This is a genomic window from Microvirga arvi, assembly GCF_016892765.1.
Classification (GTDB): Bacteria; Pseudomonadota; Alphaproteobacteria; order Rhizobiales; family Beijerinckiaceae; genus Microvirga; species Microvirga arvi.
Map to the genome: position 1 here is coordinate 159,534 of NZ_JAFEMD010000006.1, position 12,519 is coordinate 172,052.

General features: G+C 64.0%; 7 protein-coding genes. 3 read left to right on the top strand and 4 right to left on the bottom strand.

Features of this window, described 5'->3' with window-relative positions:
* Window positions 1-3 precede the first annotated feature (3 nt).
* Window positions 4-462 (top strand): Hsp20 family protein, encoded by a 459-nt coding sequence (locus ILT44_RS05940; protein WP_204238644.1) that lies wholly within the window; start codon window positions 4-6, stop codon window positions 460-462.
* Window positions 463-694: 232 nt separating this feature from the next.
* Here ILT44_RS05940 and ILT44_RS05945 read toward each other — a convergent pair whose 3' ends face one another.
* Window positions 695-1,771: a threonine aldolase family protein gene (locus ILT44_RS05945; protein ID WP_204238645.1), complete on the bottom strand. Its 1,077-nt coding sequence runs from the start codon at window positions 1,769-1,771 to the stop codon at window positions 695-697.
* A gap of 614 nt (window positions 1,772-2,385) precedes the next feature.
* On the opposite strand from ILT44_RS05945, the gene gltB reads away from it, so the two are divergent.
* Together gltB and ILT44_RS05955 are read left to right on the top strand one after the other, a co-directional pair.
* Entirely contained in the window at window positions 2,386-7,104 is a 4,719-nt protein-coding gene (gene gltB / locus ILT44_RS05950; protein ID WP_204238646.1) for a glutamate synthase large subunit, read from the top strand.
* Between the two features lie 19 nt (window positions 7,105-7,123).
* Complete coding sequence (locus tag ILT44_RS05955; protein ID WP_204238647.1) at window positions 7,124-8,545, top strand: glutamate synthase subunit beta; 1,422 nt, start codon at window positions 7,124-7,126, stop codon at window positions 8,543-8,545.
* Between the two features lie 72 nt (window positions 8,546-8,617).
* On the opposite strand, the gene ILT44_RS05960 is transcribed toward ILT44_RS05955, so the two are convergent.
* The 3 genes from ILT44_RS05960 to galE all read right to left on the bottom strand — a co-directional run bounded on the left by ILT44_RS05960 (window position 8,618) and on the right by galE (window position 12,235).
* On the bottom strand, window positions 8,618-9,871 hold the full coding sequence (locus tag ILT44_RS05960) for an SGNH/GDSL hydrolase family protein (RefSeq protein WP_204238648.1): 1,254 nt from the start codon (window positions 9,869-9,871) through the stop codon (window positions 8,618-8,620).
* Window positions 9,872-9,927: 56 nt separating this feature from the next.
* Window positions 9,928-11,154 (bottom strand): lytic murein transglycosylase, encoded by a 1,227-nt coding sequence (locus ILT44_RS05965; RefSeq protein ID WP_204238649.1) that lies wholly within the window; start codon window positions 11,152-11,154, stop codon window positions 9,928-9,930.
* 94 nt (window positions 11,155-11,248) lie between these two features.
* Window positions 11,249-12,235, bottom strand: coding sequence for a UDP-glucose 4-epimerase GalE (gene galE, locus ILT44_RS05970; RefSeq protein ID WP_239467933.1), 987 nt, complete (start codon window positions 12,233-12,235; stop codon window positions 11,249-11,251).
* Between the last annotated feature and the right edge of the window lie 284 nt (window positions 12,236-12,519).

The window sequence follows — 12,519 nt, forward strand, 5'->3', positions numbered from 1 at the left end:
GCCATGCGACAGTTTGATCTTGCTCCCCTTTACCGCAATACGGTCGGCTTCGACCGTCTCTTCTCGATGCTCGACCAGCTCGTCAGCGTCGATGCGGCCCCGAGCTACCCGCCCTACAACATCGAGCGCACCGGCGAGAATGCCTATCGCATCTCGATCGCGGTGGCCGGCTTCACCGATCGCGACCTGACCATCGAGGTGAAGGAAAATACCCTCTCCGTCCGCGGTGAACGCAAGCCTTCGGAAGAGCGCAAGGCCGACGTTCTCCATCAGGGGATCGCCGCCCGCAGCTTCGACCGGCGCTTCCAGCTCGCCGACGGCGTGCAGGTGGTGGGTGCGGCCCTCGAGAACGGCCTGCTCCATCTCGACCTCGTGCGCGAGATCCCGGAGGCCAAGAAGCCGAAGCTCATCCCGATTTCCGCGAATGGCCGTCAGACCATCGAGGCGCAGAAGGCTGCGTAACGATCCCTGAATAGAGCATCGGACCCAAAAGTGGATTTGCACTTTTGGGATCCACTTTTTTGCACGATGCGCTAAGGCCCAAACGAAGAGCGCCCCGGTTCATGCCGGGGCGCTTTTTTTGTTTTGACGTCCTGGTCTCTTGGTCAATCCCGCTGGGGCTTGGAGGCTGCCCCGTCGGTCAAGGGTCTCTTGGGATGATCAATCGCGGGAGAATGCGGCAGGGTTAGGGCAATCACTCCGCGGCCTGGCGCGATACTCCGGAATGGGCAATCTCCAGCAGCTTGCGTACGTCCTCCTCACGGGTGGCCCAGGAGGCGACGAGGCGGATCAGAACCTCATTCCCTCCAACCCGCTCGGTTTCCGGCAGGCTCAGCACGGTCCATGGACTGTAGAGGATGCCGGCAGCCTTCAACGCGCGATCCAGAGCCTGCGGAATGATCGGAAACACCTCATTGGCCTCGGTCGGCCATGCAAGGCGTATGCCAGGCAGCTGCAGCAGCCCGTCGGATAGAAGCTTGGCCATCCGGTTGGCGTGGCGGGCATTGGCGAGCCAGTGGTCGCCCGCGAAATAGCCCTCGAACTGCGCCGCGATGAGGCGCCCCTTGGAGATGATCTGTCCGGCGCGCTTGGATCGGTAGTCGAGCGCCTCCGCCAGATCCTTCCGGAACACCACGATGGCCTCGGCCATGAGGCCGCCGTTCTTGGTGGCGCCGAAGGACAGGATGTCGACACCCTGCTTCCAGGTCATCTCGGCCGGGGTGCAGCCGAGCGCCACGAGCGCATTGGCGAAGCGCGCCCCGTCCATATGGAAGGACAGGCCGTGGTCGCGGCAGGCCTGTCCCAGAGCGGCGAGTTCCTCAAGGCCGTAGACGAGACCGCATTCGCTCACCTGTGAGATCGAAAGCGCCTTCGGAGGCATCTGCTTCGGCGCTTTAGGCAGACTCTTCAGGTAGGAGGCGACGTCCTCCGCCTTCAGCTTGGCGCCGACACCCGGCAGGCCGGCGAGCTTGGCGCCATGCATGAAGAATTCCGGGGCCCCGCACTCGTCATCGATGATGTGAGCCTCCCGGTGGCAGACGCACAGGCCATAGGGCGGTACGGCGGAGGACAGGGCGAGCGCGTTGGCGGCGGTCCCGGTCGTGGCGAAGAACACGGAGACCTCACGGTCGAACAATTCGGAAAACCGCGTCCTGACCCGTTTCGACATCTCGTCGTTTCCATAAGCCGCCATGGCTCCGGCATTGGCCTGCATGATCGCCTGGAGAACGGGGGCGCTGGCGCCCACGGTGTTATCGCTCGCAAAGTTCATCTCTTGTCTCCTTGGGAGCGCACCCTGGCGAAGGCGGCCAACATGTCAAGATCATTGACCCATCGGCGGAGACTTTCGTCTTCAAGGACTGAAAAGCTGCTTTTGTTACATCCTGCGGCGTCGGCTTGTAACTTTCGTCTAAATTTTTTCTAAACGCTCTTGTGCCCTGCAGCAAAGTCTGGCACGTTAAGTCCAATAGGACAGCGATGCTGTCCCTTTTGGGGTGCCTGCACCCTTCCTGTGACGCCTGGGGTTTTCTTGATGCTTCGCACCACGCGAACGAAACGAGATACCACGAAAGCCGCCCGCAAAGCGTGGGCGGGATGGGCGACTCTGGGCTGAACTCGAAAAGCCCAAAGGATGCCCGCGAGGAGCGGGCTCCCCTGCCGGACCCACCCCTCGAAACCTGACGAAGCGGCGGGCTCCCGGACGATCCCTTCATCCGGCGGGCCCAAAAGCCGCCTCAAAGAACAGCGCATCGTGCGGACAAGTGGACCTGGTTTTCCGCGTCCAGCGATGCGCAGGTAAGAAACGGAGCATCGGGTTGATCCCGAAAGTGGCGTCCACTTTTGGGCCCGATGCTCGGAAGACCCGTTCGGATGTAAGGATCTGTCATGAGCGACGTGCCGACCAAGAGCCTGGAAGTCGAAGTGCCAAGCCGCACGGCCGCAACGGGAAACAAAGTCCATCTCGTGCGCGATCCCGGCCTGCCTGCCGCTCAGGGCCTCTACAACCCCTCGAACGAACAGGATTCCTGCGGCGTCGGCTTCATCGCCGACATGAAAAACCGCAAGTCGCATGAGATCGTCGAGCAGGGCCTCGCCATCCTGCACAACCTCGATCACCGGGGTGCGGTGGGCGCGGATCCCAAGATGGGCGACGGCTGCGGCATTCTCGTTCAGATCCCGCACAAGTTCTTCGCCGCCGAATGCGCCAAGGTCGGCATCTGGCTGCCCGAGGAAGGCCAGTATGGCGTCGGCCACCTGTTCATGCCGCGCGACCCGGAAGGCTTCAGGCTCGTCGAGGAGATCGTCACCAAGGCGATCGCCGATGAGGGCCTGCAGGTGCTCGGCTGGCGCGAGGTGCCCGTCGATTCCAGCGATCTCGGCGAGAGTGTGAAGGCCACCGAGCCCCTGCACCGCCAGATCTTCGTCGGCAAGGGCAAGGGGATGGACGATGCCGAGACCTTCGAGCGTCGCCTCTTCATCGCCCGCAAGGTCATCTCCAACGCCGTCTACGACATGAAGGACGCGCGCACGAAGGGCTATTACCCCGTCAGCCTGTCCTCGCGCACCATCGTCTACAAGGGCATGGTGCTCGTCACGCAGCTGCGCGACTACTACCTCGACCTGCAGGATCCGCGCTTCGAGAGCGCCATCGCCCTCGTGCACCAGCGCTTTGCCACCAACACCTTCCCGACTTGGCAGCTCGCGCACCCCTACCGCATGGTCGCCCATAACGGCGAGATCAACACGCTTCGCGGCAACGTGAACTGGATGGCGGCGCGCCAGGCCTCGGTCGACTCGGAGCTTTTCGGCAACGACATCTCGAAGCTCTGGCCGATCTCCTACGAGGGGCAGTCCGACACCGCCTGCTTCGACAACGCCCTCGAGTTCCTGGTGCGCGGCGGCTACTCGCTGTCGCACGCCATGATGATGCTGATCCCGGAAGCCTGGGCCGGCAACCCGCTCATGAACGACGACCGGCGCGCGTTCTATGAGTACCATGCCGCTCTCATGGAGCCGTGGGACGGCCCCGCCGCCGTGTGCTTCACCGATGGCAAACAGATCGGCGCGACGCTTGACCGCAACGGCCTTCGCCCCGCGCGCTATCTCGTCACCGACGACGGTCTCGTGGTGCTCGCCTCCGAGATGGGCGTGCTGCCGATCCCGGAGGAGAAGATCGTCGAGAAGTGGCGCCTGCAGCCGGGTAAGATGCTCCTCATCGACCTGGAGGAAGGCCGCATCGTCTCCGACGATGAGATCAAGCAGCAGCTCTCCAACGCTCATCCCTACAAGGAATGGCTGAAGCGCACGCAGATCGTGCTGGAGGACTTGAAGCCCGTGCAGGCGCGCGAGTCGCGCACGGACGTGTCGCTCCTCGACCGTCAGCAGGCCTTCGGCTACACGGCCGAGGACTTGAAGCTGCTCATGCAGCCCATGGCCGTCACAGGCCAGGAGGCGGTGGGCTCCATGGGATCGGACACACCGATCTCAGCGCTCTCCGACAAGGCCAAGCTGCTCTACACCTACTTCAAGCAGAACTTCGCCCAGGTGACGAACCCGCCGATCGATCCGATCCGCGAAGAGCTCGTCATGAGCCTCGTGTCGTTCATCGGCCCGCGTCCGAACATCCTTGATCTCGAAGGCACCTCCCGCCGCAAAAGGCTGGAGGTGCGCCAGCCGATCCTCACCAACGAGGACCTGGAGAAGATCCGCTGCATCGGCCATTTCGAGGACCGCTTCGACACCAAGACCCTCGACATCACCTATGATGCGGAACTAGGCGCTTCTGCGCTCGACGGCGCCCTCGACCGACTCTGCGACCGTGCGGAAGCAGCCGTCCACGGCGGCTACAACATCATCATCCTCACGGACCGCATGGTCGGTCCGGACCGCATTCCGATCCCGGCGCTCCTCGCCACGGCCGCCGTGCACAACTACCTCATCCGGAAAGGGCTTCGCACCTCGGTCGGCCTCGTGGTCGAAAGCGGCGAGCCGCGCGAGATCCATCACTTCGCCTGCCTGGCCGGCTACGGCGCAGAAGCCATCAACCCGTATCTCGCCTTCGAGTCGATCGCGGCCATGCATGAGGCCGGCGAGCTGCCGCAGGAAGTGGATTCGGACGAGGCGGTCAAGCGCTACATCAAGTCGATCGGCAAGGGCCTGCTCAAGGTGATGTCCAAGATGGGCATCTCCACCTACCAGTCCTATTGCGGCGCGCAGATCTTCGATGCGATCGGCCTCAAGTCCGATTTCGTGGCCCGTGACTTCTTCGGCACCGCGACCACCATCGAAGGCATCGGCATGGACGAGGTGGCGGAAGAGAACGTGCGCCGTCACCGCGACGCCTTCGGCGATGCGCCGATCTACCGCAATGCGCTCGATGTCGGCGGCGAATACGCCTATCGCCAGCGCGGCGAGGTGCATGCCTGGAACCCGGATACGGTGGCCACGCTCCAGCATGCCGTGCGCCTCAACGCGCAGGAGCGCTACCGCGAGTTCGCGCGCCTCGTGAACGAGCAGGACAACGAGCTGAAGACCATCCGCGGTCTCTTCCGCATCAAGCAGGCGGAGGAGGCGGGACGCGCGCCTGTTCCACTGAACGAAGTCGAACCCGCGCAGGAGATCGTGAAGCGCTTCTCGACGGGCGCCATGTCGTTCGGCTCGATCTCGAAGGAGGCGCACGAGACGCTGGCGCTCGCCATGAACGCCATCGGCGGCAAGTCCAACACCGGCGAAGGCGGCGAGGAGCCGGAACGCTTCCGCCCGCTGCCGAACGGCATGTCCAAGCGCTCCGCCATCAAGCAGGTGGCCTCAGGCCGCTTCGGCGTGACGACGGAATATCTCGTCAATGCCGACATGATGCAGATCAAGGTCGCTCAAGGCGCCAAGCCCGGCGAAGGCGGCCAGCTGCCTGGCCACAAGGTCGATGCGAAGATCGCCCGCGTGCGCCACTCGACTCCCGGCGTCGGCCTCATCTCGCCGCCGCCGCACCACGACATCTACTCGATCGAGGATCTGGCGCAGCTGATCTTCGACCTGAAGAACGTGAACCCTGCGGCCGACGTGTCGGTGAAACTCGTGGCGGAAGTGGGCGTCGGTACCGTTGCCGCCGGTGTCGCCAAGGCGCGCGCCGATCACATCACGATCTCGGGCTTCGAGGGCGGCACGGGCGCGTCCCCCCTCACCTCGCTCAAGCATGCGGGCTCGCCCTGGGAGATCGGCCTCGCCGAAACCCAGCAGACCCTGGTGCTCAACCGTCTGCGCGGCCGCGTGGCGCTGCAGGCCGACGGCGGGCTGCGCACGGGTCGTGACGTGGTGATCGCAGCTTTGCTCGGCGCGGACGAATACGGCTTCTCGACCGCGCCTCTGATCGCGGCGGGCTGCATCATGATGCGCAAGTGCCATCTCAACACCTGCCCGGTCGGCGTCGCCACGCAGGATCCGGTGCTGCGCAAGCGCTTCAAGGGCCTGCCGGAACACGTGATCAACTACTTCTTCTTCGTCGCCGAGGAAGTGCGCGAGTTGATGGCCGAGATGGGCTTTACCACCATCGACGAGATGATCGGCCAGTCCGATCTTCTCGACAAGAATGCGGCCATCGACCACTGGAAGGCGAAGGGTCTCGATTTCACGAAGCTCTTCCACAAGCCCGACGCAGGCCCGAACGTCGCGATCCGGCACTTGGAGCGTCAGGTTCACCCGATCGCGAACGTGCTCGACCGCGCGTTCATCGCACAGGCCGGTCCCGCGCTGGAGAACGGCGAAGCCGTCACCATCGAATCGAAGGTGAAAAGCTCCGACCGTACGGTGGGTGCCATGCTCTCCGGCGAGGTGGCGAAGCGCTACGGCCACGAGGGCCTTCCCGACGACACGATCACCGTGAAGCTGAAGGGCACGGCAGGCCAGAGCTTCGGCGCCTGGCTCGCCGCCGGCGTGACGCTGAACCTCGAAGGCGAGGCGAACGATTATGTCGGCAAGGGCCTCTCGGGCGGCAAGATCATCATCGCACCATCATCTGCTTCGAAGGCTCTGCCTGAGAATTCCATCGTCGTCGGCAACACGGTGATGTACGGCGCCATTGCTGGCGAGGCCTATTTCCGCGGCGTTGCGGGCGAGCGCTTCGCCGTGCGCAACTCGGGCGCCATCGCCGTTGTCGAGGGCACCGGCGATCACGGCTGCGAATACATGACCGGCGGCCTCGTGGTGGTGCTGGGGCAGACCGGCCGCAACTTCGCGGCGGGGATGTCGGGCGGCATCGCCTATGTGCTCGACGAGGACGGCACGTTCACCAAGCGCTGCAACCTGTCCATGGTCGATCTCGAACCCGTCGAGGAGGAGGAGGATCTGATGCGCCGCCTCCATCATCACGGCGGCGATCTGGAGACCAAGGGCCGCATCGACATCATGGCCAACATGTCTGGCCCCGATGAAGAGCGCCTGATGCAGCTCATCACCAACCATCACACCTATACGGGCTCGACGCGCGCCAAGGAGATCCTCGACAACTGGACGACCTACCGCACCAAGTTCGTGAAGGTCATGCCGGTCGAGTATCGCCGTGCGCTCCAGGAGATGGATCGTCTCCGGAACCTGCAGGCGGCGGAATAAGGATTGAAGGGGCAAACCCATGGGCAAGGTCACAGGCTTTCTCGAATACGACCGGCAGGAGCAGAAATATCAGCTCGCCGGTGAGCGCGTCCGCCACTTCCGCGAGTTCACGCTGCCGCTCGACACCAACGACCTGCGCAAGCAGGCGGGGCGCTGCATGGATTGCGGCATCCCCTTCTGCCATGGGCCGACGGGCTGTCCGGTTCACAACCAGATCCCGGACTGGAACGATCTGGTCTGGCAGGACGACTGGGAGGAGGCTGCACGCAACCTCCACACCACCAACAACTTCCCCGAGTTCACGGGCCGCATCTGCCCAGCTCCGTGCGAGGAAGCCTGCACGCTCAATCTCGAAAACCAGCCGGTCACCATCAAGACCATCGAGCAGGCCATCGCCGACAAGGCTTGGGAGATGGGCTTCGTGAAGCCGGAACCGGCCGATGTGCAGACAGGCAAGCGCGTGGCCGTGATCGGCTCAGGCCCCGCCGGCATGGCGGCTGCGCAGCAGCTCGCCCGCGCAGGCCACGAGGTGCATGTGTTCGAGCGGCAAGCGAAGCCCGGTGGGCTGCTGCGCTACGGCATCCCGGACTTCAAGATGGAGAAGTACCACATCGATCGCCGCGTGAAGCAGATGGAGGCCGAGGGCGTGATCTTCCATTGCGGCGTGAATATCGGCGCCGACCGCAGTTTCGCCTCGCTGCACAACGAGTTCGATGCGGTGCTGTTCGCCGGCGGCGCAGAGGATCCGCGCAATCCTAACCTGCCGGGGCAGGATCTTGCCGGCGTGTTCTATGCGATGCCGTATCTCACCCAGTCGAACCAGCGTGTTAATGGGGAGGACGTCACCGCCGAGCCGATCCTTGCAGGCGGCAAGCATGTGGTGGTGATCGGCGGTGGCGACACGGCCTCCGACTGCGTCGGCACGGCGTTCCGCCAGGGTGCGCTCTCCGTGACCCAGCTCGACATCCGCCCCAAGCCGCCGGAGCGGGAGGATAAGCTCACCGTGTGGCCTTACTGGCCGACGAAGATGCGCACCTCCTCATCGCAAGCCGAAGGCGCGGAGCGCGAGTTTCAGGCCGCGACGCTTGGGCTGGAAGGCAAGAAGGGCCGCGTCATCGGCGTACAATGCGCGCGCGTCGACGAAAGACGCCAGCCGATCCCCGGCAGCGAGTTCATTTTGAAGGCCGATCTCGTCTTCATCGCCATCGGCTTTGCCGGCTCGGTGAAGGAAGGTCTGCTTGAGCAATCGGGTGTCGCCATGGACCGTCGCGGCAATGTGGTGGCCGACGACAGGAGCTACAGGACCTCGAACGACAAGGTCTTCGTGGCTGGCGACATGCGCCGCGGCCAGTCGCTGGTGGTCTGGGCGATCCGCGAAGGCCGCCAGGCCGCCCGCTCCATCGACACCTTCCTCATGGGCTCCAGCACCCTGCCGGTGTAAGCCTCGCATCCTGACAAACGAAAGCGGCGGCTCATCTCACATGAGCCGCCGCTTTTTATTGCGAAATCCTCGTTACGGGTTTGGCCAGCGAAAATCGTCCGCCCGACCGGGACGGGAGCCGGGTGCGATCCCGACCCGCAGGGCGCGCTGGACGGGATAGGCATGGTCGCCCGCGAGCTTCGGCGGCGCCGAGACGAGCGTGCCTCCCGGCGTCACGTCCTGACGGGTCAGCGGCAGAACCGGACCGACCAGCGGCTTCGATGGCAGAACAACCGGAGTGGCGGCATCCGGCGGCGGGGGCAGCGCAGCCTCGACGGACGGGGTTCCCGATCCATCCGCAGGCGTGATCTCCGCCGGATTGGGGGCAGCCGCCGTGGCGGTTCCGCCTTGCCCCAGGATCCGCTTGATCTCCGTATCGGCGAAGAAGGCAACCTTGCGCGCACCGGCTCGGGTGAAGAAGACGCCCTCATTGGTGCGCAGCTTGGCGGGTTCGCCGTCTACGTCGGGCCCCTCGGCCGTGTAGCGGTTCTCCTCGTCCACGAAGCCAGGCCAGATGTCCACATAGACTCCGCCGTTGCGCTGGACCCTTTCCTTGTAGATCTCGTTCATGGCGAGCAGATCTTCCGAGATCTTGCTGTTCTTCATGGGCGGCACGCCGATCCAGACGACCGGGATTCTGCGCTCCTTGAAGGCGGCCATGATCGCGTCGACCCGCTGGCGGTAGAGTTCTTTCCAGCGGTCGGAGAGCGGTTCTATCCCCTCCTCGCCATCCCTGATCGATTGCCGATCGTTCGCTCCCAACATCACGACGGCCACGGAGGCTTTCTGGCCTCCGTCGAGAGTCGCCTTGATGAAGTTGGGCCAGTCGGCCGGATCGGTGCGGGCGAGGCTCGTGTCATTCCTGACCTTGGAGACAACCGCGACATCCTGGTTGTCCGCAAGATGGGCGTCGAGTCCCTGCCGGGCATAGCTTGCCAGCGCATCCCCGAACACCACCACATGGGTGCTCGGATCGACCTTGGGCTTCTCCTGCTTCGCCACCGCCGCTGGCGGGGCGGCCGGTTTGCGGGGTCTCGCGACGGGAGCGCGTGCAGGGGGCGGCGGCTCGTCCGGAACACCGAACAAACGACGGAGGCTGAAGCCCTGCTGCGGCTGAGGCTGGGCCGGCTGTACGAGCTTTCCAGGATAATAGCCGGGCGGATAGGCACGGGGATCCCGGTAGCCCGGCTGCTGAGAATAGCCGGACTGCGCCAAGGCAGCATCGATCCCACCCGCTGCGAGGAGCAGGGCGAGGGTCATGCGATGAAGAATCGGCACTATTTTCATAGGCGGTTCCATCCTAATCCGGACCAGCCTGGTTATAGAGCCGTAAGGCAGCTCCGTCAGCGGGTCGCACGCAGTTCGCGCAAGACAGCATAATCGGCATAGCCATCAGGGATCAAACCACGCCGGAGCTGGAAGTTCCGCACGGCGTCCCGGGTCTTGGAGCCGAGCTTGCCGTCCGCATCGCCCTCATAGAAACCGAGGCGGGCGAGGCGTTCCTGCAATTCCTGGCGCTGATCCTTGTCCAGCATGGGCTGGTCCTTGGGCCAAGCCCCCTGGATTGGTGCCCCGCCCATGAGGCGGTCGCCCAGATGCGCCACGCCCATGGCATAGGCGTCCGAGGAATTGTAGGTCTTGATCACATCGTAGTTGCGGGTCACCAGGAAGGCCGGCCCGTTGGCTCCACCCGGCAGGAACAGGCTCGCCTCGCCCGAGCGCGGCAGCGCCTTTCCGTCGACCCGGCGCAGGCCCAGGGATCCCCACTGGGCAAAATTCTGCCTCAGGGAGCGGAAGTCGAAGCTCTTCGGCAGTTGGACCTCGAAGCCCCAGGGCAGTCCCGGCTCCCAGCCCTGCTGACGCAGGTAGTTGGCGGTCGAGGCCATGGCATCGGGCACCGATGACCAGATGTCGCGTATTCCATCCCGGTTGCCGTCGACCGCATACTTCATGAAGCTCGAGGGCATGAACTGGGTCTGGCCCATGGCCCCGGCCCAGGAGCCCAGCATCCTGGAGCGGTCCACGTGATCCTGCTCCAGGATCTGGAGCGCGGTGAGCAGTTCCTCCCGGAAGAAGTCGCCCCGATAGCCGGTATAGGCCAGCGTCGAGAGCGCCCGGATGGCATAGATCGAGCCGGTGAAGCTGCCGAAATTCGTCTCCATTCCCCAGACGCCGAGCACCACGGCGCGTGGAACGCCATAGGTCTTTTCGACGGAGGCCAGGGTCTGCGACCACTCGGCAGCCATCTCCCAGCCGCGCTTCAGCCGCTCGGCAGAGAGAGAACCGTTGATATAGTCCCAGATCGGCCGGACGAACTCGGATTGCTTGCGGGTGAGCGCAATGATCTTGGCATCCGGCTCGACGCCCCGGAACGCCTCTTCGAAGGTCGCCTTTGAGACGCCTCGCGCCCTGGCCTCCGGCCAGAGCCCCTGCACGAAACGCTGGAAGCCTCCCTGCGATGCCTCCTGCGCCTGAGCAGACGATGTCTGAAAGCCTACACCGCCGGTGAGGCTCAGACCGAGAAGGAGAGCGCCGGAAAGGCGGCGCACCAGAAGCAGCGGCTGGCGCATGGGAGTCGCTCACGGAAACAGGACAGATATGTCCTGCCATTGCGACACTAAGAGAGTTAACAGCCGGTTGACACCTAGTCTTATAGGTAGGTTCCTATGCGGCTTTTCGACCCGCCAGCGCCCGCTCCCAGCGCAGGGCCTGATCGACGATGTCCGCCAAGTCGTCGTGCTGCGGCCTCCAGCCGAGACTGCTGATCCTGTCGACTTTCGCCACCAATTGAGCGGGATCGCCGGGCCGGCGCGGACTCAGGCGGACCTCGAAATCGACGCCAGAAACCTTCTTGACCACGTCCACGACCTCCAGGACCGAGGCGCCATGGCCGTAGCCGCAATTCATGATCGTGCACTCGCCGCCGCTGCGGAGATGCTGAAGGGCGACGAGATGGGCCCGGGCGAGGTCGTTGACCTGAATGTAGTCGCGCACGCAGGTGCCGTCCGGCGTATCGTAATCAGTGCCGAACACGTCGAGATGAGGCCGCTGGCCGAGGGCGGCCTGGGCCGCCACCTTGATGAGGTGGGTCGCTTGCGGAGTCGACTGGCCGGAGCGACCCTTCGGGTCGGCGCCGGCGACATTGAAGTAGCGCAGGATGGCATAGCGCAGCCCATGGGCCGTATGGGCATCCTGCAGCATCCACTCGGACATGAGCTTGCTGCGGCCGTAAGGGTTGATCGGCACAAGCGGCATGTCCTCGGTCAGCAGGGGCGCCTCGGCATTGCCGTAGACAGCGGCCGTGGAAGAAAACACGAAGTTCTTCACGCCCTTCTCCACTGCCGTCTCGATCAGAGCACGGGTCTTCACGGTGTTGTTGAAGTAATAGGCCAGCGGGTCGGTGACGGATTCCGGTACCACGATCTTAGCGGCGAAATGCAGGATGCTGTCGATGCCGTGCTCATCGATGACGCTGGAAACGAGGGCCTGATCGCCCACATCGCCAGTAACGAAGGTGACTTCCTGCGGAACCGCCCAGCGGAAGCCTGTCGACAGGTTGTCGAGCACAACCACCGTCTCGCCCGCATCCAGAAGCTCGAGCACCATGTGGCTGCCGATATAGCCCGCGCCGCCCGTCACCAATACCGCCATATTCATCTCCCAAAACTGCTCCGCTCGGCAGCTTAACCAAAACGCTTCAGCTTCAATTCAGGTCCAGAACTTCAATGAAGAAGCACTGCCGATGAAACAAGCCGGGATGTAACGCGTTATGGGTAGCCGAAGCTTGACAGTTATTGGTTTCCTTTTCCCGGCTCTGACTTAGATTACCCCTCCCTCTTGATGCTCAATCATGGCTCTTCCAATGAAGCGTATCCGCAAAGCAGTCCTCCCCGTCGCCGGTCTCGGCACCCGGTTTCTGCCGGCCACCAAGGCCG